Genomic DNA, 19059 nt, shown 5'->3' with positions numbered 1-19059 from the left:
GCGCCGATGCGCGCGCAGGCCTGCATCGCGACGATGCCTTCGATCGACATCGGAATGTAGATGACGACGCGATCGCCCTTGCCGATTCCGCGTTTCTTCAGCGCATTCGCGAAGCGCGACACGCGCGCGAGCAGGTCGGCATAGGTGACACGCGTGACGGTGCCGTCGTCGGCTTCGAAGATCACCGCGACGCGTTGACCGTTGCCGGCTTCGACGTGACGGTCGAGGCAGTTGTACGACGCGTTGAGTTCGCCGTCGTCGAACCACTTGTAGAACGGCGCATTGCTCTCGTCGAGCACCTTGGTGAACGGCTTGTGCCAGCTAAGGCCTTCGCGCGCGAGACGCGCCCAGAAGCCTTCGTAATCCTGCTCGGCTTCGGCGGCCAGCGCGCGGTAGGCCGGCATGCCGGAAATGGTCGCCGCCTTCTCGAGCGCCTCGGGCGGCGCAAACTGACGGGTTTCGTGAAGAACCGATTCAATCGCAGACATCGACTACCCCTTGGTGAACATGAATCCTCTGCATGGCGGCGCGATCGTGCGCGCCGCGTCTTGGCCGGCGCTTGCGCGCCGCTGTCTCCCACTCACCCGCGCGCGGCCCGAAGGCTGCGCGCGATGCTGCGCCGCACCACGTCACAAGACGGTGGATGTACGGCCTGGCGATATCCACGATAAGCGCTCGAACTTACCCGTCACTTACGCGACACCGCCGTTCCGCACGCCGCGCGGCGGCGCCTTGCGGTCTGCTTTACGCTGTTACAACCGCGACCCTACAATCCTAACTGAACTCGCCTCCCGGATTCCAGCTTGAATCGCTACGCCCTCTTCCTCATCCTGTCGATGCTGTTTGTCGGCAGCAACGTCGGTATCGGCAAATCCATCGTCGTCTTCGTCCCGGTCGCCATCCTCGCCACGCTGCGCTTCGTGATCGCGATCGCCGTGCTGTGGCCGCTGTTCAGCCCGGTGAAGATGCGTGCCGTCCGGCGCGCGGAATGGCTGAACCTGTTCCTGCAGGCGTTCTTCGGCACCTTCATGTTTACGCTGCTGATGCTCAATGGCGTGCAGCGCACGAGCGCGGTCGCGGCCGGCGTGATCACGAGCACCATCCCGGCGATCGTCGCGCTGTTCGCGTGGCTGATCCTGCGTGAAAAACCGAACGGCCGTGCGCTCGTGTCGATCGCGCTCGCGATCGCCGGCGTCGTGACGATCAACCTCGCCAACGGCAGCGCAGGCAGCGCGTCCGCGCACGGCGCCGGCGGCACCTCGGCCGGCTCGCTGACCGGCAACCTGCTGATCCTCGGCGCCGTGTGCTGCGAATCGATCTACGTGATCCTGTCGCGCCGGCTCACGCAGACACTCGCGCCGATCGACATCTGCGCATACACGCATCTGTTCGGCCTGTGCCTGATGCTGCCGCTCGGCGCGACGGCGTTGTGGCATTTCGATTACGCGAGCGTGCCGGCCGGTACGTGGGCGCTCGTCGTCTGGTACGGGCTGTCGGCCAGCATCTTCTCGTTCTGGCTGTGGATGAAAGGTATCCGGCACGTGCCGGGCAGCCTCGCCGGCGTGTTCAGCGCGGTGCTTCCGGTCGCGGCCGCCGCGTACGGCATCGCGTTCCTCGGCGAACGCCCGACGCTTGCGCACGGCATCGCGCTCGCATGCGTCGTCAGCGGCATCGTGCTCGCGAGCCTGCGCGTGAAGCGCGTGCCGGCCGCCGCGTCCTGATCCGTCCCCGGCAGCCCCGGCGCGTCGCTGCAGTCGCGCCGGCCGACGCGTTACAATAGCGCGCCTTTTCAAGATTACCCCCGATACCTGCGCCCAGCGCCCGACCCTCCACCATGTCTGCCCCGCATTCGCCCGGCTCCACCCGTCGTCCCCTGCGCCCGCTGCCCGCGCTGATCTTCATGAGCCGCTGGCTCCAGGTTCCGCTTTATCTGGGCCTGATCGTCGCGCAGGCCGTCTATGTGTTCCTGTTCCTGAAGGAAGTCTGGCACCTGCTGTCGCACGCGACGAGCCTGGACGAGATCAGCGTGATGCTTGCAGTGCTCGGCCTGATCGACGTCGTGATGATCTCGAACCTGCTGATCATGGTGATCGTCGGCGGCTACGAGACGTTCGTGTCGCGTCTTGGCATCGAGGGCCATCCCGACGAGCCCGAGTGGCTCGACCACGTGAACGCGGGCGTCCTGAAGGTCAAGCTGTCGATGGCGCTGATCAGCATTTCGTCGATCCACCTGCTGAAGACCTTCATCAACCCCGACCAGCACACGACGCACGCGATCATGTGGCAGGTGATCATCCACGTGTCGTTCCTCGTGTCGGCGCTCGTGATGGCGTGGGTCGACCGCCTGACGACCCACACGCACCCGGCCCATTTCCACGAGACGCATGTGCCCGCCCCGGCCGTGTCCCGCAAATCGGTCGAAGCCGCCGCCAACGCATAAACGTATTCCCCTCAGTCCTCACAGAGTCTCAGCCATGACCGTCATCAAACAGGAAGACCTGATCCAGAGCATCGCGGATTCGCTGCAGTACATCAGCTACTACCACCCGCTCGACTACATCCAGGCCCTCGGCCGCGCGTACGAGCTGGAAGAGAGCCCGGCCGCGAAGGACGCGATCGCGCAGATCCTCACGAACAGCCGCATGTGCGCGGAAGGCAAGCGCCCGATCTGCCAGGACACCGGCATCGTCACGATCTTCGTGAAGGTCGGCATGGACGTGCGCTGGGACGGCGCGACGATGGGTCTCACCGACATGATCAACGAAGGCGTGCGCCGCGGTTACACGCACCCGGACAACGTGCTGCGCGCATCGATCGTCAATCCGCCGGAAGGCGCCCGCAAGAACACGAAGGACAACACGCCGGCCGTGATCCACTACGAGATCGTGCCGGGCGACAAGGTCGACGTGCAAGTCGCGGCGAAGGGCGGCGGCTCGGAGAACAAGTCGAAGTTCGTGATGCTGAACCCGTCCGACTCGATCGTCGACTGGGTGCTGAAGACGGTCCCGACGATGGGCGCGGGCTGGTGCCCGCCGGGCATGCTCGGGATCGGCATCGGCGGCACCGCCGAAAAGGCGATGCTGATGGCGAAGGAATCGCTGATGGAGCCGATCGACATCCAGGAAATCATCGCGCGCGGCCCGAAGGACTGGGTCGAGGAACTGCGCGTCGAGCTGCACGAGAAGGTCAACGCGCTCGGCATCGGCGCGCAGGGCCTCGGCGGCCTCGCGACCGTGCTCGACGTGAAGATCATGGCCGCACCGACGCACGCGGCGTCGAAGCCGGTCGCACTGATCCCGAACTGCGCGGCCACGCGCCACGCGCACTTCGTGCTCGACGGCTCGGGCCCCGCGAAGCTCGAGGCGCCGTCGCTCGACGCGTGGCCGAAGGTCCAGTGGGAACCGAACACGGAAACGAGCAAGCGCGTCGACCTGAACACGCTGACGCCGGAAGAAGTCGCGAGCTGGACGCCGGGCCAGACGCTGCTGCTGTCGGGCAAGATGCTCACGGGCCGCGACGCCGCGCACAAGCGCATCGCCGACATGCTCGCGAAGGGCGAGAAGCTGCCGGTCGACTTCACGAACCGCGTGATCTACTACGTCGGCCCGGTCGATCCGGTACGTGACGAAGTGGTCGGCCCGGCAGGCCCGACGACGGCCACGCGGATGGACAAGTTCACCGAAACGATGCTCGCCCAGACGGGTCTGATCTCGATGGTCGGCAAGGCCGAACGTGGCCCGGTCGCGATCGACGCGATCAAGAAGCACAAGGCGGCGTATCTGATGGCGGTCGGGGGTGCGGCGTACCTCGTGTCGAAGGCGATCCGCGGCGCGAAGGTGCTCGCATTCGAAGACCTCGGCATGGAAGCGATCTACGAGTTCGACGTGCAGGACATGCCGGTGACGGTGGCGGTCGATTCGTCGGGCACGTCGGTGCACCAGACCGGTCCGAAGGAGTGGCAGGCGAAGATCGGCAAGATCCCGGTCGCAACCGCTTAAGCGCGCTCGCACGAAAGGCCGGACGGATGTCCGGCCTTTTTACTTCTCATTCTCGTTATCGCGCGCGGCCCGCTATCCGGGGCCGATTCTCATTACACGCAAAAGGCAGGCCCGACAAGGCTTCGAGGCTTGGCTTTTCTCGTTCGAGCGATTATCGTTCGGTTTCTGAAGCCCCACTGAACAAGGAACAGCCATGCAAGGCGACAAGAAAGTCATCGAATACCTGAACGCCCAACTGAAGAACGAACTCACGGCGATCAACCAATACTTCCTGCATGCGCGCATGTACAAGCACTGGGGCCTCGAAAAGCTCGGCAAGCACGAATACGACGAATCGATCGGCGAAATGAAGCATGCCGACTGGCTGATCGAGCGCGTGTTCATGCTCGACGGCCTGCCGAACCTGCAGGACCTGCACAAGCTGCTGATCGGCGAGGAAACCGAAGAGATCCTGAAGTGCGACCTGAAGCTCGAGCAGATCTCGCAGTCCACGTGCAAGGAAGCGATCGCTTACTGCGAATCGGTGCGTGACTACGTGTCGCGCGAGATCTTCGAAAAGATCCTCGACGACACCGAAGAGCACATCGACTGGCTGGAAACGCAGATCGACCTGATCGGCAAGGTCGGCCTGCAGAACTACCAGCAGACGATGATGGGTTCGCCCGAGTAATCGCCACGCCCGCCACGATCGCCACCTCGCCTTCCGCATGACGACGACGAACCCGCCAGCCGCTTCCGCGGTCCGCCCCGCCGCCCCCGTCGGCATCTTCGATTCGGGGCTCGGCGGCCTGTCGGTGCTGCGTGCCGCGCGCGCGCACCTGCCCGGCGAGTCGTTCGTCTATGTCGCCGATTCGCACCATGCACCGTATGGTCCACGCGACGAGGCATTCATTACGGAGCGCACGCTGGCCATCGGCGAGTGGCTCGCCCGCGAAGGCGCGAAAGCGCTCGTGATCGCGTGCAACACCGCAACGGCGCGCGCGATCGCGGCCATCCGCGAGCGCCTGTCGATACCGCTCGTCGGCGTCGAGCCGGGCATCAAGCCGGCCGCCGCGCTGTCCGCGACCGGCGTCGCGGGCGTGCTCGCCACGCAATCGACGCTGAACAGCCCGCGCTTCCAGGCACTGCTCGACCGCTACGGCGCCGGCCGGCGCTTCATCTGCCAGCCCGGCCACGGGCTCGTCGAAGCGATCGAACGCGGCGACACGAACTCACCCGCGTTGCGCGCGTTGCTCGCGCGCTACCTGCAGCCGATGCTCGACGACGGCGCCGATACGCTGGTGCTCGGCTGCACGCACTACCCGTTCTTCACGGAAACGATCCGTGACCTTGTCGGCGACCGGCTGACGATCGTCGATACGAGCGATGCCATCGCCCGGCAACTCGCGCGGGTGCTCGACGAACGCGGCCTGCGCGCGCCGGCCGGCACGCGTGCCGCGCCGCCACGCTTCTGTTCGACGAGCGACGGCCTGCAACTGCGCGCCCTCGCGTCGTCGCTGCTCGGCATCGACGCACCGGTCGAATCCGTCACCATTTCCTCGCCGAACGCACGCGCCTGCACGACCGTCTGACGCGGGCCGGCACGCCGCCGGTTCGCCCTCTCCCGCTCCGCCTCCCGTTTCAAGGGTCCGATGACCTTAAAAAAAGCCGAACCAGGCTTGTCAACGTCCGCAAATTTAATGATAATAATTCGCATTAACGTTAGCTATCGCAACTCATCATGATCGTCTGCGTGTGCAAGTCTGTTTCCGACCGCAAGATTCGCGCGTCCCTCGCCGAGGGCGTGAGTTCTTTCGATGAACTCCAGTTCGAACTCGGCGTGGCCACGTGCTGCGGCAAGTGCGAGGAGTCCGTCCGCGACCTCATGGCCGAGCAAGGCGTTTGCGCGAGCCGGTGCGGCGTCGAGCATCACGCTCATCCGATTCCGGTGACGTTCTACGACCGCAAGGCCGCCTGAGCGGCGCCGAGCATACCCGTGCGGCTGCGGCCGCATTTGATGTCCGACCGTCAGCAAGCCACCTTCCGCGCGAGCCAGCGGCTTACCTGCCAAGGAGCCTGTCATGGAATTGCTGATCGGATTTGTGACCACCGTGTGCATCTCGCTGCTGATCTTCCGCAAGTAATACCGATTCACCCGCCGCGCCCCGGGTGCGACGTCGTTCTTTCAAGCTAACATGCAGGCTTCGCAATCCGCTCCTGCCGGCGTCCTGCCGGCTGCCCCACGTATGAATCCCCGGGTCATCACCGTCGCGGTCGGTGTGCTTGCCGCACATGCGATCATGCTGACGGCCGCGTGGCTCCATCGCAACGCGCCGCCGCCGAAGACGGTCGAAGTCCAGTCGATCACCGCGCAGTTGATCCCGCCTGCGCCGGCCGCTCAGCCGGTTGCGGTCGAATCGGTTGCGCAACCCGCGCCACCGAAGCCCACGCCGCGCGTCAAGCCGAAAGTCGAACCGAAACCGGTACAGAAAGCAGTCAAGCCGACGCCTCAGCCGGTCGCACAATCGCCGTCTCCGACGCCCGCCCCCGCAGCCGATCCGTCACCCGCGCCCACCACACCCGCCGCCGCACCCGCCGCGCCGGCGGCCACGCCCGGTCCGGCCCGTGAGACGATGCAAGTCAGCGCGCCGAAGAACGTATCGGCGCTCAAGTGCAGTTTCGTGAAGCCCACCTATCCGTCGATGTCGCGTCGCCGCGGCGAAACGGGCACGGCCTATGTTCACTTCGTCATCGGCTTGACGGGCAAGATCGAAAGTGTCGAGTTGCAAAAGAGCAGCGGCTACCCGCGCCTCGACGAGGCAGCGCTGGATGCGACACGCGCCAGCACGTGCCCGCCATACCTCGAGAACGGGCAAGCGATCCGCGCCGCCCATACGCTGCCCTTCAACTTCACGCTCGACGATTAACCCGCCTCATTCGAAAGATTCAAAGGAAACAAAAATGCAAAGCTACGGTATCGCGCACGTCTGGGCGCAAGGTGATTTCGTCACGCGCGCCATCGCGATCACGCTGCTCGTGATGTCGGTCCTGTCCTGGATCGTGATCGTCGTCAAGGGCTGGAACGTGGTTCGCCTGAACCGTCTCACGAAGAATGCCGAGCAGGCGTTCTGGCATTCGGACGATTTCGACGACGGCATCAAGAAGCTCGGACTCGCCGCATCGACGCCGAGCGACAACCCGTTCCTCGCGCTCGCGCTGTCGGGCAAGGAAGCCGCCGATCACCACCATCAGACGCAACCGCACCTGCACGACCGCATGGACGTGTCGGACTGGGTCACGCGCTGCCTGAAGGACACGATGGACGAAGGCATCTCGCGCATGCAGGCCGGTCTCGCGATCCTCGCGTCGATCGGCAGCACGGCGCCGTTCGTCGGCCTGTTCGGCACGGTCTGGGGCATCTACCACGCGCTGCTCGCGATCGGCGCAACCGGCCAGACGTCGATCGACCAGGTCGCGGGCCCGGTCGGCGAGTCGCTGATCATGACGGCCTTCGGCCTGTTCGTCGCGATTCCCGCCGTGCTCGGCTACAACGCACTGACCCGTGCGAACAAGGGTGTCGTCAGCAAGCTGCGCCGCTTCGCGCACGGCCTGCACGCATACTTCGTGACGGGCGCGCGCCTCGCGTCGTCGTCGGCCCGCGACGGCCTGCGCCTTGCTTCGCGCGCCAGCTGAGACGGGGTGAACCATGGCAATGAACACCGGCTTCAGCGATGACGACGACGATGGCGTGATGAGCGAGATCAACATGACGCCGCTCGTCGACGTCATGCTCGTACTCCTGATCATTTTCCTCGTGACGATCCCGGCGATGCAGCACGCGGTGAAGATCGACCTGCCGCACGCGAGCAGCCAGCCCGTGGACGAAAAGCCGCAGACGGTCGACGTCGCGATCCAGGGCAACGGCACGATCCTGTGGAACGACCAGACGGTCACGCGCGAGCAGTTGCAGGCGCACATCGCGGAAGCGGCACAGCATCAGCCGCAACCGGAGTTGCACCTGCGTGCCGACCGCAAGGTTGCGTATGAGCGTGTGGCCGAAGTGATGTCCGATGCGCAGGCTGGCGGCCTGACGAAGCTCGGCTTCGTGACGGAGCCGACTGCGAAGGCGAAGTAACGCACGCGCGTTTGTCTCGCCGGGCGCGCCTAGCCGGTCGCACTTCGCCGGCCGCACCTCGCCGGCCGCGCACAAAGTAAAAGGCCTTCATCGCCAGATGAAGGCCTTTTTTCATGCGCACGCGGGCGCCTTCGGGCGGCGGGCTCTTCGGCGGTATCGGTTGCGCCTCGAGCAACGCAAATGCGGCTACCGTGGTCTGCACGGACTGCGCGTTCTGCCCTATCTGGCTCGCAACATATGCGGCCACCTGATTCCGCTCAGAACTTCCTTCGCGAAATGGGATTTCAATATAGGCCTGCCCGCGTATGCATTCAAGGTCCCGGCGATTGAAACTTGCGATTGCCGGCGGCGCTTCAATGACAAAACAAATTTGCCACGACGCGCATCTTGCATTCAGGTGGCCGAAGCATCGGCCGCCGCCGCGTCCTGCTTCGCGCGCTCAGGGCACCCCGGTTGCTTGTATTCGCCGTGGTCGAGCTTCTCGACCAGATAATCGACGAACGCGCGCACCGCGGGCGGCATGCCCTGCCGCGACACGAACACCGCGTAGAGTTGCGGCACCGGCAGCGTCCAGCCGGGCATCACCGGCGACAACTGCCCCGCACGCAACGCATTGCCGTACATCATCTCGGGCAGCGCCGCGATGCCGAGGCCGTCGAGCACGGCCTCGCGGATCGTCATCAGATCGGCCGTCACGAGCCGCGGATCGTGCTCGTGCAAGTGCCGCGTGCCGTCCGGCGCGATCAGGTTGAACACGTGCCGTCCGTCGACGCTCGGCGTATCGAGCGTCTCGAAGTGCGCCAGATCGTCCGGCACGAGCGGCGGCGCATTCTGGTTCAGCAGGCTCGGCGCGCCGACCAGCATCTGCTCGGTCCGCCACAGCGGCCGCACGACGATGTTCGCGTTCTGCGGCGGCTCCGAGCGCACGCGCAACGCAACGTCGACCGAATCCTCGAACAAGTCGATCACGCGATTCGTCACACGAATGTGCACCTTCACCTCGGGATAGCGGTGGAGGAATTCGGGGAGGATGCGCGACAGCATCGTCTGCGACAACGTCACCGGGACGCTCACGCGCACCGAGCCGCGCGGCGACGCGCGCAGCTGCTGCACGGCGTTCATCGCGGCCTGGGCTTCGGCGAGCATCGCCTGGCAATGCTGGTAGAACAGCTCCCCCGCCTCGGTCAGCGCGAGCTTGCGCGTCGAGCGCTGCAGCAGGCGCACGCCGAGCGCCGCCTCGAGTTCGGTCAGGCGCCGCGACAGGCGCGATTTCGAGATACCGAGCACGCGTTCCGCAGCCGAGAAACCGCCGTGTTCGACGACCTGCGAAAAGTACATGAGGTCGTTCAGGTTGTGTGCATCGATGTTCATGTCATCGTTCCAATTTCAGAACAATCCATTGCGAACCGCCGCAAATCGGACCGTAAAACGCCCAATATAATAGCGCTATGTTTCAAAAATGACGCTATTCCGATGATGCCGAGGGCTTCTGCATGACGACTGCTCGCTCGCTTGACCGCACGTACCCCGCGCTTCGCACGACCGAAGGCGGCGGCTTCGTGGTTCACCGCCCGTTCCCGACCCGGCTGCTGATGGATTTCGATCCGTTCCTGCTGCTCGACGAAATGGGCCCCGTCGACTATGCCCCTGGCGAAGCCAAGGGTGCGCCCGACCATCCGCATCGCGGCTTCGAGACCGTCACCTATGTGCTCGACGGGCGCTTTCGTCATCGCGACTCGGCCGGCCATGCCGGCACGCTCGGCCCCGGCGACGTGCAGTGGATGACGGCCGGCGCGGGCGTCGTGCACAGCGAAATGCCGGATCCCGCGTTCGCGCAGGCTGGCGGACGCTCGCACGGCTTTCAGCTGTGGGTCAACCTGCCGCGGCGCGACAAGCTGATCGCACCGCGCTACCAGGAGATCCCGGCCGCCCGCATCCCGACCGCGACGTCGCCCGACGGCCGGGCGCAGGTCCGCGTGATCGCCGGCGAAGCGTTCGGGGTACGCGCGGCGATCGAGACACGCACGCCGATCCTCTACCAGCATTTCACGCTGCAACCGGGCGCAACGGTCACGCAGCCGGTGCCGGCAGGTTTTCGCGTGTTCGCTTATCCGCTCGACGGAGCCGGCCGCTACGGGCCCGACAGGCAGCAAGTCGACGCACGGCAGATGATCGTCTACGGTGACGATGGCGACGCGGTGACGTTCGAAGCCGGCGATACGCCGCTCGAGTTGCTGCTGATCGGCGGCGTGCCGCTCAACGAGCCGATCGTCCGCTATGGCCCGTTCGTGATGAATACCGAGGAAGAGATCCGGCAGGCCGTCGTCGACTACCAGACCGGCCGCATGGGCTGCATCGACGCATGACGTCCGAACGGGGCCGCAGGGACCGCGAAACCGCGCGTTTTGCGTCACAATAACTTCTTGAACCATGTGGCCGCCCGCCACCAGAAGGAACCCGTCCCCTTGAACTTCGAACATCTGATCCAGATCAACTCCGACGATCCGGCCGTGCCGTCCCTCACCCGCGACCAGCTCTGGGAAGGCCTCGTGCTGCGCGCCGAACAGCCGCAGCTGTTCGTGATCGGCCTCGACAGCTGTGTTGTCCATGAACGGACGGACACCACGCTCGAACGCGAGCTGCACTACGGGCATGCAACCGTGCGCGACCGCGTGACGTTCACCCCGAACCAGCAAGTGCGCTACGACATCCATGCGGCCGGCGGCGAAATCGGCGGCTCGCTGACGATGACGATCGAGGAACGCGACGACCACGAGTTGTTCCTGCGCTTCGAGTACCACACGACGCTAACCGTGACGGACGACAGCGAGGAAGCACGCCAGACGCACGGCATCGTCAAGGAAGCGTATCGCACGTCGGACATCGACACGGTGCGCCTGATCCGCGAATACGCACAGGGACGCAAGGACCCCGATCCGCTCCATTGACGTCGGCGGCGGCCTGCGGGCCGCCCCTTTGATTCAAGCTATCGAATTTGCCATACCGATCGATAAAGAGTTTTTGTAAATGGGAATAGTTATCATTTAGAATTCATTCCATCGTATCGACAGTCACCGATCAACCGAATGACCGACACCACGCGCCCGACCACGCTGAGCTTGCGCCGCACGACCGGCACCGCAAGCGCCAACCGTCAGAAGACGGCAGCGGTCACGACGCCGGCGAAACCTGCCGGCAGCCGCGATGCCGGCACCCGGACCCTCAGCAGCGATGCGCTGCTGCAAGGCCACAGCCACATCAGCATCGCGCATAACGGAGAGACGTATCAGTTGCGTGCCACGCGGCTCGGCAAGCTGATCCTGACGAAGTAACGACAGAGTATTGTGGGGACCACCTCCCTGAGAGGTGTTGGGCAGTAGCCAGCGTAACGGCTTGCACGCGAGATCTAGACCCCTTCGTGCAAACACACTCAAGCAGCCGTTGCAGCAAGCCAAGCCACTTTTTTGGTTCTCGCACAAGGAAGAAAAAAGCGACACGTCCTTCGACGTGTCGCTTTTTTGTTAGTGCGTCTGGATGCAAAGAGAAAGACATCGCGGCTGTCAGCACTTCAGCTTCGGCGGGTTCCGGAGCCCGACAGCGAAATACGCTCGCCTGCTGCTCCGGAGCCTGGCCACCAGGCCGTCAAGACCGCGTCAGAAACCCCAGAACATCAACCACCATGCGCTGTCGACCACGGCCAGGCCTGCCGCGAACCACGCGAATGCCGCCAGTCGACGCGGCCATGCCGCATAGCGCCCCGTCACCTTCCATGCGAGCCAGGCACTCCATGCGTTCGCGCCGACCAGAATCGCGATGCGAACGTCGGTCGCCCAGCCGAGCGGCACGTGCTCGGCCCGCAGCAGCGACAGCGTCGTCGCCGATAGCCCGAGGAATACGCCGGCTCCCGCGATCGGGATCAGCGCCTGTGCGAGATGATGGAGACGCACGCGGTCGAAACGGCCGAGCATCAGCGTCGCGCCGGCCAGCAACACGAGCAGCGCAGTGCCATACACAAGCCCCGTGCCGACGATGTAGCTGACGATCAGCCCGCCGTCGAGCCACGAGAACACGTCGTTGCGATCCGGATAGTGCGTGAGCAGGAACCACGGTGCATTCGTCTCGAGCGGCCACGTGATGTCGCGATCGATGAGCCAGCCCGCGAGCCATTGCTTGATCTGCACGAACCACGGGCTGACGGTCCAGTGGAACGCACCGATCGCGACGCCGAGCAGACCGTACAGGATCAGCGCCGTGTCCCACGGATTCGCCTGCTGCGCGCCGAGGCTCACGACCTCGTCGGACGGCGAGCGCCACGACAGCGCGATTGCGTCGCGGTGCCCGCTGCAACGGCCGCACATATGGCATGCGGCGGCGCCCTTCATGTTGCGCAACGGCACGAGCGGCGCGCAATTGATCGGAATCACGCGATGCCCGTGCTCGCCGTTCTTGTACGAGCGACGCCAGGCATCCTCATCGACCTTGTAGCGCATCGGCGCGAGCCGCGCGAGCAGCCCGAACACACCGTTGACCGGGCACAGGTACTTGCACCACACGCGCTTCTCGCGGCCGTACAGCACGCCGATCACGATCGCGCCGACGGTCGAGCCGCCGAGCACGAACAGCACGGCGAGCGGGTACTCGTACACGCTCACCATCTGGCCGTAGATCGTCGTGAGCCCGAATGCGACGAACGGCCAACCGCCCCACCGCATCCAGCGCGGAATCGCGCCGCCGCGGCCGAACTTGCTCGCATATTCGGTCAGCGCGCCTTCCGGGCACAGCACGCCGCACCAGACGCGGCCGAGCATCACCATCGACAGCAGCACGAACGGCCACCAGATGCCCCAGAACACGAACTGCGCGATCAGCGTGAGATTGCTCCACAGATGCGCGGAATCGTCCGGCAGCGGCAATACCGCGGGCACGATGATCAGGAACGCGTAGACGGCGACGACGACCCACTGGATGCCGCGGATCACCGCGCCGTGGCGCTGCATCCACTGACCGGCCTGCGCGAGCCAGCCCGGCTTGGCTGCGGCCACAACACTCATGCCGCGCGACCTGCAGGGACGACCGGACGACGGCTCGCGCGCTTCATCAGCAGCCAGACCACCGCCCAGTACACCGCATAGGCGATCAGGTTGGTCAGCGCCGGGTGCGCGCGGTAGCCCGTCAGCGTCGCGACGAGCGAACCGAACGTGCCGGAGTCGTCGAGAATCGACGACGTATCCCACACCTGCGAAATGCCGAGCGGCAGGATTTCCTTGTCGATCAGCTTGTCGACACCGGTCTGGAACAGGCCTGCACCGAGGAACAGCAGCATCACTTCGGTGACGCGGAAGAAATGCCGCCACGAGAAGTACTTGCCGCCGAGCTGCAGCAGATAGAACGTGAGGAACGCAAGGCCCAGGCCGATGACGACCGCGAGCATCTGGCTGGCGTCCACGTGCCCCGACTGACCGAAACCGAGGCCGTACAGGAAGATCACCGTCTCGCTGCCTTCGCGAGCGATCGCGAGCGCGACCAGCACGGCGACGCCCCACCAGTTCGAATCGCGTGTGCTCTGCTGCAGCGACTGCTCCATGTCACGTTTCAGCGTGCGGCCGTGCCGGCGCATCCACAGCACCATCTGCACGATCAGCACGCACGCGATCAGCACCATCGCCGTCTGGAAATAGTCCTGCGCGTCGCCGGACAGCACTTCGGTGAAGCCGACGAGCGCGGCACCGAGACCGATCGCCATCAGCAGACCGACTGCCACGCCCGTCCACAGAAACGGCAGGCCGCGGCGCGCGTCGTCGTCGCCGTTCTTCAGCCATGCATAGAGGATGCCGACGACGAGCAGCGCTTCGACGCTCTCCCGCCAGACGATGAACAAGATCTGACCCATTGAATCCTCCTGACGCGCGGGGCAAGACACTCGTACGCCCGCACGCAGATAAAACGCATTACTTCGCGACGATCACGCCCTGCGCCTGCTGGTGGAAATCGTCGAAAAACTTGTATTCGCCCGGCGACAGCGGGGCGACGACCACGAACGAATCGGCGCCCGGCGCGAGCACCTTCTCCTTGCGCAACTGCACGCTCTCGAATTCGGCGGCGCCCTTGCCGGTATTCCTGATCTCGATCTTGAAGCGCTGGCCGGCCGGCACTTCGATGCGGGCGGGGTTCAGCTTGCCGTCCGTCATTTCGAGCTTGAACGTCGGCAGATCGGCGGCATGCGCCGCGCCGGCGAGCCACAGCGCGGCGGCTGCGGCGACGATTTTCTGGGGAAATTTCATTCTGGGTTCTCTGCGCCGACGGCGCGCCGAAGCGCGCCGTCCGTGATGCCACCAATCAGTACCCGCCCTTCTTGCCGATGCCGGCGAACGGGAAGTCGTATTCGAGGGTGATGGGCTTGAACCATGCGCCCACGCCCGTTTCCTTGTCGACGTGACGGCCGAACGCCATGTGGCCCGACTGCATCGGCGGCTTGACGGTCATCGTCAGGTGATACTTGCCCGGGCCGGCCAGCTTCACGTTGTCGCCATAGTGCGGGCCGTCGCTCGCGACCATGCCCATCAGGTCGCCTTCGGCCTTCCACTTCGTGTCGCCCTGCTTCATCAGCTTGTACGTGACCTGCAGGTACGGCATCCAGTCGCCTTCCGCGAAACCCGTCGGGTTGTTCTTGACCGCGTGGATGTCCGCCTCAAGGTGGATATCGGAATCCGACGCCTTGCGCATCATTCCTTCCGGATCCATCGTGATCGGCTGCAGGTACACCGCGCCGATTTCCATGCCGCTCTGGATCTGCTGCTTGCCGATCGGATATTCGGCCGCCGAAGCCGACATCGCGGCAAGCGCCGCCGCTACCGCAACCGACGTGCGGATGAACGAAGAACCCAACATGGACACTCCTTGTTATTTGTCTGGTGACTTGCGCGCCGTCCATCAGAACCGCGTGCTGGAAACACTAACGCAACGAATAACGTTAATGCGAACTATTCTCAATACTTGCGGAGTTTAGCACCGAACCGGCTTCGGAACAAACGAGACACCGTGTAAACCCCTGATCCGACAAGGCTTACAACGGTGTTACCGGAAGATTTCAGTGACGTTTGGAAAGATTTACCGGACGCCGTTGACGTGGTCACCCACGTTCGCGCCGAACACCCGCTCACGCAGCAACGCAAGCTGGTCGCGCGTGGCCGCGGCTTTTTCGAACTCGAGGTTCTTCGCGTAGTCGGCCATCTGCTTCTCGAGACGCTTGATCTCTTTCGCGATCTGCTTTTCCGACATGTCCTCGAACTTCGCGCGTTGCTGTGCTTCCTTCAGCTCGGCGCGCGCGTCGTCGGCGTTGTACACGCCGTCGATGATGTCCTTGATGCGTTTCACGACGCCGCGCGGCGTGATGCCCATCTTCTCGTTGTGCGCGATCTGCTTCGCGCGGCGCCGCTCGGTCTCGCCGATCGCGCGCTTCATCGACTCGGTCATGTTGTCGGCATAGAGGATCGCCTTGCCGTTCACGTTGCGCGCCGCGCGGCCGATCGTCTGGATCAGCGAGCGCTCGGCGCGCAGGAAGCCTTCCTTGTCCGCGTCGAGAATCGCGACGAGCGACACCTCCGGAATGTCGAGGCCTTCGCGCAGCAGGTTGATCCCGACCAGCACGTCGAACGTGCCGAGCCGCAGGTCGCGGATGATCTCGACCCGCTCCACCGTGTCGATGTCGCTGTGCAGGTAGCGGACCTTGACGCCGTGGTCGGCCAGGAACTCGGTGAGCTGCTCGGCCATCCGCTTCGTCAGCACGGTGATCAGCACGCGTTCGCCGGCGTTCACGCGCGCGTTGATTTCGGTCAGCACGTCGTCGACCTGCGAGCTTGCCGGGCGCACTTCGATTTCCGGATCGACGAGCCCGGTCGGCCGCACCACCTGCTCGGCGACCTGCCCCGTCACGCGCTGCTCGTAGTCGGCCGGCGTCGCCGACACGAACACCACCTGGCGCATCTTGCGTTCGAACTCAGGGAACTTGAGCGGCCGGTTGTCCAGCGCCGACGGCAGCCGGAAGCCATAGTTGACGAGGTTTTCCTTGCGCGCGCGGTCGCCGTTGTACATGCCGTTCAGCTGGCCGATCAGCACGTGAGATTCGTCGAGCAGCATCAGCGCGTCGGGCGGCAGGTAGTCGACGAGCGTCGGCGGCGGCTCGCCGGGCGCGGCGCCCGAGAAGTGCCGCGAGTAGTTCTCGATGCCCTTGCAGAAGCCGAGCTCCTGCAGCATCTCGAGGTCGAAGCGCGTGCGCTGCTCGAGGCGCTGCGCCTCGACGAGCTTGCCGTCGCGGTGGAAGAACTCAAGGCGCTCGCGCAATTCGTCCTTGATCGTCTCGACCGCCCGCATCACGGTGTCGCGCGGCGTCACGTAGTGCGACGACGGATACACGGTGAAGCGCGGGATCTTCTGGCGCACGCGCCCGGTCAGCGGGTCGAACAGCTGCAGCGTCTCGACTTCGTCGTCGAACAGCTCGACGCGCACGGCCAACTCCGCGTGCTCGGCCGGGAAGATGTCGATCGTGTCGCCGCGCACGCGGAACGTGCCGCGCTGGAAGTCCTGTTCGTTGCGCGAGTACTGCATCGCGATCAACCGCGCGATCACGTCGCGCTGGCCGAGCTTGTCGCCGGTGCGCAGCGTCAGAATCATCTGGTGATATTCGGACGGGTTGCCGATACCGTAGATCGCCGACACCGTCGCGACGATCACCACGTCGCGGCGCTCCATCAGGCTCTTCGTCGCCGACAGCCGCATCTGCTCGATGTGCTCGTTGATCGACGAATCCTTCTCGATGAACAGGTCGCGCTGCGGCACGTACGCTTCCGGCTGGTAATAGTCGTAGTACGACACGAAATACTCGACCGCGTTGCGCGGGAAGAACTCGCGGAATTCCGAGTAGAGCTGCGCCGCGAGCGTCTTGTTCGGCGCGAACACGATTGCCGGGCGGCCGAGCCGCGCGATCGTGTTGGCCATCGTGAAGGTCTTGCCCGAACCGGTGACGCCGAGCAGCGTCTGGAATGCGAGGCCGTCGCCGACACCTTCGACGAGCGTTTCGATCGCGGTCGGCTGGTCGCCTGCGGGCGGATACGGTTGGTACAACTGGAACGGCGACCCTTCGAAGGTCACGAATTTCGATTCGTCGAGCGCGTCGCCGACTTCGGCGTGATGTTCGGACATGGAGTGCGGCCGGAGCGAGGGCAAAAAAACTATTCTAGCGCTTCGCGGCGTTGCGAACCGCTGACGGCTCCTGACGCGCAGCAACCGCCCGAAATCGCAATTCGCCGTTCGATCGCCGCCTTCGGCAGCGTGAATTCGCTACAATGTCACGCTGCTGCGCTTTCCGGCGCCGTGCCCGTTGGCGCGCGGTCTGCTGCGCCCGCCCCGCCGGCTGAAAGCCTGACCCTCTTTTCACTACTGCCGAATCATCATGTCGCTCTTCTCCGCTGTCCAGCTTGCTCCCCGCGACCCGATCCTGGGCCTGAACGAAGCCTTCAACGCCGATACGCGTCCGACCAAGGTCAACCTCGGCGTCGGTGTGTACACGAACGAAGAAGGCAAGATTCCGCTGCTGCGCGCCGTTCGCGAAGCAGAAAAGGCGCGTGTCGACGCCGGCCTGCCGCGCGGCTACCTGCCGATCGACGGGATCGCCGCGTACGACGCAGCGGTGCAGAAGCTGCTGCTCGGCAACGATTCGCCGCTGATCGCCGCGGGCCGCGTCGTCACGGCGCAGGCACTGGGCGGCACGGGCGCACTGAAGATCGGCGCCGATTTCCTGCGCACCGTGAACCCGAACGCGAAGGTCGCGATCAGCGATCCGAGCTGGGAAAACCACCGCGCACTGTTCGAAGCGGCCGGCTTCGAAGTCGTCGCATACCCGTACTACGACGCCGCCACCAACGGCGTGAACTTCGAAGGCATGCTGTCGGCGCTGAACGGCTATGCGGCCGGCACGATCGTCGTGCTGCACGCGTGCTGCCACAACCCGACCGGCGTGGACCTGACCGAAGCGCAATGGCAGCAGGTCGTCGACGTCGTCAAGGCGCGCAACCTCGTGCCGTTCCTCGACATGGCCTACCAGGGCTTCGGCGAGAACATCGAGGCCGATGCGGCCGCGGTGCGTCTGTTTGCCGCTGCCGACCTGAATGCGTTCGTGTCGTCGTCGTTCTCGAAGTCGTTCTCGCTGTACGGCGAACGCGTCGGCGCGCTGTCGATCATCACGTCGAGCAAGGAAGAAGCGACGCGCGTGCTGTCGCAACTGAAGCGCGTGATCCGCACGAACTACTCGAACCCGCCGACCCATGGCGGCGCCGTCGTCGCGGCCGTGCTCGCGTCGCCGGAACTGCACGCGTCGTGGGTGCAGGAACTCGGCGAAATGCGCGATCGCATCCGCGCGATGCGCAACGGCCTCGTCGAGCGCCTGAAGGCGAGCGGCGTCGATCGCGACTTCAGCTTCATCAACGCGCAGCGCGGGATGTTCTCGTATTCGGGCCTGACCTCGGCGCAAGTCGATCGCCTGCGCGAAGAGTTCGGCATCTACGCGGTCGGCACCGGCCGGATCTGCGTTGCGGCGCTGAACACGCGCAACCTCGATGCGGTCGCCAATGCGGTCGCGGCGGTCCTGAAGTAAGCCCGCGTCGGCGGGCAGCGGCCCGCCCTGCCGAAACAAAAAACGCGCTCCTTGGAGCGCGTTTTTTTATGCCGCTTCACTGCCGGCGAATGCTCCCTGCAGCACGAGCGGCGCGGCCGCCCGTACCGAAGGCCGTTACCGTTACTGCATGAACCAGCCGTGGCTGACGACGACCGACTGGCCCGTGAGCGCGGCGCTCGGGAACGCCGACAGGAACAGCACCGTCTGCGCGACGTCCTGCACCGTCGTGAACACGCCGTCGACCGTGTTGCCGAGCATCACCTTCTTCACCACTTCCT

At 64.9% G+C, this 19059-nt stretch carries 20 protein-coding genes and 1 pseudogene; 13 read left to right on the top strand and 8 right to left on the bottom strand.

Annotated elements, in window-relative coordinates:
• The coding region (locus tag HWX22_RS30555) for an acetyl-coenzyme A synthetase N-terminal domain-containing protein (RefSeq protein ID WP_175916949.1) at nucleotides 1-488 on the bottom strand (488 nt) is incomplete at its 3' end.
• A 315-nt stretch (nucleotides 489-803) separates the two neighbouring features.
• Here HWX22_RS30555 and HWX22_RS30550 point away from each other — a divergent pair.
• The 9 genes from HWX22_RS30550 to HWX22_RS30510 all read left to right on the top strand — a co-directional run bounded on the left by HWX22_RS30550 (nucleotide 804) and on the right by HWX22_RS30510 (nucleotide 8112).
• On the top strand, nucleotides 804-1721 hold the full coding sequence (locus HWX22_RS30550) for a DMT family transporter (RefSeq protein ID WP_059702726.1): 918 nt from the start codon (nucleotides 804-806) through the stop codon (nucleotides 1719-1721).
• A 113-nt stretch (nucleotides 1722-1834) separates the two neighbouring features.
• A complete protein-coding gene (locus HWX22_RS30545) occupies nucleotides 1835-2440 on the top strand; it encodes a TIGR00645 family protein (protein ID WP_059820936.1) in 606 nt (201 codons plus the stop codon).
• A gap of 34 nt (nucleotides 2441-2474) precedes the next feature.
• Nucleotides 2475-3998 (top strand): fumarate hydratase, encoded by a 1524-nt coding sequence (locus HWX22_RS30540; RefSeq protein WP_006478316.1) that lies wholly within the window; start codon nucleotides 2475-2477, stop codon nucleotides 3996-3998.
• Nucleotides 3999-4191: 193 nt separating this feature from the next.
• On the top strand, nucleotides 4192-4668 hold the full coding sequence (bfr, locus tag HWX22_RS30535) for a bacterioferritin (protein ID WP_059535536.1): 477 nt from the start codon (nucleotides 4192-4194) through the stop codon (nucleotides 4666-4668).
• A gap of 37 nt (nucleotides 4669-4705) precedes the next feature.
• Nucleotides 4706-5569, top strand: a complete 864-nt coding sequence (gene murI, locus HWX22_RS30530; protein ID WP_175916948.1) for a glutamate racemase — start codon at nucleotides 4706-4708, stop codon at nucleotides 5567-5569.
• A 149-nt stretch (nucleotides 5570-5718) separates the two neighbouring features.
• The gene (locus HWX22_RS30525) at nucleotides 5719-5955 is read left to right on the top strand and encodes a (2Fe-2S)-binding protein (protein ID WP_011885486.1); all 237 of its coding nucleotides are present in this window, start codon (nucleotides 5719-5721) and stop codon (nucleotides 5953-5955) included.
• Nucleotides 5956-6172: 217 nt separating this feature from the next.
• Nucleotides 6173-6904, top strand: coding sequence for an energy transducer TonB (locus HWX22_RS30520; protein WP_059820941.1), 732 nt, complete (start codon nucleotides 6173-6175; stop codon nucleotides 6902-6904).
• Between the two features lie 34 nt (nucleotides 6905-6938).
• A complete protein-coding gene (locus HWX22_RS30515) occupies nucleotides 6939-7670 on the top strand; it encodes a MotA/TolQ/ExbB proton channel family protein (protein ID WP_175916947.1) in 732 nt (243 codons plus the stop codon).
• Between the two features lie 13 nt (nucleotides 7671-7683).
• Nucleotides 7684-8112 carry a biopolymer transporter ExbD gene (locus HWX22_RS30510; protein ID WP_006754473.1) on the top strand — a complete coding sequence of 143 codons (429 nt, stop codon included), beginning with the start codon at nucleotides 7684-7686 and terminating at the stop codon, nucleotides 8110-8112.
• Between the two features lie 393 nt (nucleotides 8113-8505).
• Here HWX22_RS30510 and HWX22_RS30505 read toward each other — a convergent pair whose 3' ends face one another.
• Complete coding sequence (locus HWX22_RS30505) at nucleotides 8506-9483, bottom strand: LysR family transcriptional regulator (RefSeq protein ID WP_059690423.1); 978 nt, start codon at nucleotides 9481-9483, stop codon at nucleotides 8506-8508.
• 122 nt (nucleotides 9484-9605) lie between these two features.
• Between HWX22_RS30505 and HWX22_RS30500 the strand changes: the two genes are divergently transcribed.
• The 3 genes from HWX22_RS30500 to HWX22_RS30490 all read left to right on the top strand — a co-directional run bounded on the left by HWX22_RS30500 (nucleotide 9606) and on the right by HWX22_RS30490 (nucleotide 11444).
• Nucleotides 9606-10478, top strand: a complete 873-nt coding sequence (locus HWX22_RS30500) for a pirin family protein (RefSeq protein WP_175912497.1) — start codon at nucleotides 9606-9608, stop codon at nucleotides 10476-10478.
• A gap of 99 nt (nucleotides 10479-10577) precedes the next feature.
• The gene (locus HWX22_RS30495; RefSeq protein WP_059535558.1) at nucleotides 10578-11060 is read left to right on the top strand and encodes an SRPBCC family protein; all 483 of its coding nucleotides are present in this window, start codon (nucleotides 10578-10580) and stop codon (nucleotides 11058-11060) included.
• A 138-nt stretch (nucleotides 11061-11198) separates the two neighbouring features.
• Nucleotides 11199-11444, top strand: a complete 246-nt coding sequence (locus HWX22_RS30490; protein WP_059820944.1) for a hemin uptake protein HemP — start codon at nucleotides 11199-11201, stop codon at nucleotides 11442-11444.
• 321 nt (nucleotides 11445-11765) lie between these two features.
• Here the strand turns inward: HWX22_RS30490 and HWX22_RS30485 are convergent, their stop codons facing one another.
• From HWX22_RS30485 to uvrB, 5 genes are all read right to left on the bottom strand, one after another.
• A complete protein-coding gene (locus HWX22_RS30485; protein WP_175912495.1) occupies nucleotides 11766-13163 on the bottom strand; it encodes a 4Fe-4S binding protein in 1398 nt (465 codons plus the stop codon).
• On the bottom strand, nucleotides 13160-14002 hold the full coding sequence (locus tag HWX22_RS30480) for an FTR1 family protein (protein WP_175912494.1): 843 nt from the start codon (nucleotides 14000-14002) through the stop codon (nucleotides 13160-13162). The genes HWX22_RS30485 and HWX22_RS30480 overlap by 4 nt, the downstream gene beginning before the upstream one ends.
• Nucleotides 14003-14060: 58 nt before the next feature.
• Complete coding sequence (locus HWX22_RS30475; RefSeq protein ID WP_006760846.1) at nucleotides 14061-14393, bottom strand: cupredoxin domain-containing protein; 333 nt, start codon at nucleotides 14391-14393, stop codon at nucleotides 14061-14063.
• A gap of 55 nt (nucleotides 14394-14448) precedes the next feature.
• On the bottom strand, nucleotides 14449-15000 hold the full coding sequence (locus HWX22_RS30470) for an iron transporter (protein ID WP_175916946.1): 552 nt from the start codon (nucleotides 14998-15000) through the stop codon (nucleotides 14449-14451).
• 219 nt (nucleotides 15001-15219) lie between these two features.
• A complete protein-coding gene (gene uvrB, locus HWX22_RS30465; RefSeq protein ID WP_059535554.1) occupies nucleotides 15220-17310 on the bottom strand; it encodes an excinuclease ABC subunit UvrB in 2091 nt (696 codons plus the stop codon).
• A 250-nt stretch (nucleotides 17311-17560) separates the two neighbouring features.
• Here uvrB and HWX22_RS30460 point away from each other — a divergent pair, with 250 nt between their 5' ends.
• Nucleotides 17561-18760, top strand: a complete 1200-nt coding sequence (locus HWX22_RS30460; protein ID WP_059685426.1) for an amino acid aminotransferase — start codon at nucleotides 17561-17563, stop codon at nucleotides 18758-18760.
• Nucleotides 18761-18901: 141 nt separating this feature from the next.
• Here the strand turns inward: HWX22_RS30460 and HWX22_RS30455 are convergent.
• Nucleotides 18902-19059: pseudogene (locus tag HWX22_RS30455) on the bottom strand (3-hydroxybutyrate dehydrogenase); the annotation flags it as partial.

This window comes from Burkholderia sp. BCC1638 (assembly GCF_902833195.1).
Taxonomy (GTDB): Bacteria; Pseudomonadota; Gammaproteobacteria; order Burkholderiales; family Burkholderiaceae; genus Burkholderia; species Burkholderia diffusa.
The sequence above is the reverse complement of the archived record's forward strand: the minus strand, read 5'-3'. Positions and strand labels throughout refer to the sequence as shown.

What these genes read in the sequence shown, in the direction of transcription:
- HWX22_RS30545 (WP_059820936.1), top strand. Translation starts at nt 1,835, where the DNA reads ATGTCTGCCCCGCATTCGCCCGGCTCCACCCGTCGTCCCCTGCGCCCG.
- HWX22_RS30540 (WP_006478316.1), top strand. Translation starts at nt 2,475, where the DNA reads ATGACCGTCATCAAACAGGAAGACCTGATCCAGAGCATCGCGGATTCG.
- bfr (WP_059535536.1), top strand. Translation starts at nt 4,192, where the DNA reads ATGCAAGGCGACAAGAAAGTCATCGAATACCTGAACGCCCAACTGAAG.
- murI (WP_175916948.1), top strand. Translation starts at nt 4,706, where the DNA reads ATGACGACGACGAACCCGCCAGCCGCTTCCGCGGTCCGCCCCGCCGCC.
- HWX22_RS30525 (WP_011885486.1), top strand. Translation starts at nt 5,719, where the DNA reads ATGATCGTCTGCGTGTGCAAGTCTGTTTCCGACCGCAAGATTCGCGCG.
- HWX22_RS30520 (WP_059820941.1), top strand. Translation starts at nt 6,173, where the DNA reads ATGCAGGCTTCGCAATCCGCTCCTGCCGGCGTCCTGCCGGCTGCCCCA.
- HWX22_RS30515 (WP_175916947.1), top strand. Translation starts at nt 6,939, where the DNA reads ATGCAAAGCTACGGTATCGCGCACGTCTGGGCGCAAGGTGATTTCGTC.
- HWX22_RS30510 (WP_006754473.1), top strand. Translation starts at nt 7,684, where the DNA reads ATGGCAATGAACACCGGCTTCAGCGATGACGACGACGATGGCGTGATG.
- HWX22_RS30505 (WP_059690423.1), bottom strand. Translation starts at nt 9,483, where the DNA reads ATGAACATCGATGCACACAACCTGAACGACCTCATGTACTTTTCGCAG.
- HWX22_RS30500 (WP_175912497.1), top strand. Translation starts at nt 9,606, where the DNA reads ATGACGACTGCTCGCTCGCTTGACCGCACGTACCCCGCGCTTCGCACG.
- HWX22_RS30490 (WP_059820944.1), top strand. Translation starts at nt 11,199, where the DNA reads ATGACCGACACCACGCGCCCGACCACGCTGAGCTTGCGCCGCACGACC.
- HWX22_RS30485 (WP_175912495.1), bottom strand. Translation starts at nt 13,163, where the DNA reads ATGAGTGTTGTGGCCGCAGCCAAGCCGGGCTGGCTCGCGCAGGCCGGT.
- HWX22_RS30480 (WP_175912494.1), bottom strand. Translation starts at nt 14,002, where the DNA reads ATGGGTCAGATCTTGTTCATCGTCTGGCGGGAGAGCGTCGAAGCGCTG.
- HWX22_RS30475 (WP_006760846.1), bottom strand. Translation starts at nt 14,393, where the DNA reads ATGAAATTTCCCCAGAAAATCGTCGCCGCAGCCGCCGCGCTGTGGCTC.
- HWX22_RS30470 (WP_175916946.1), bottom strand. Translation starts at nt 15,000, where the DNA reads ATGTTGGGTTCTTCGTTCATCCGCACGTCGGTTGCGGTAGCGGCGGCG.
- uvrB (WP_059535554.1), bottom strand. Translation starts at nt 17,310, where the DNA reads ATGTCCGAACATCACGCCGAAGTCGGCGACGCGCTCGACGAATCGAAA.
- HWX22_RS30460 (WP_059685426.1), top strand. Translation starts at nt 17,561, where the DNA reads ATGTCGCTCTTCTCCGCTGTCCAGCTTGCTCCCCGCGACCCGATCCTG.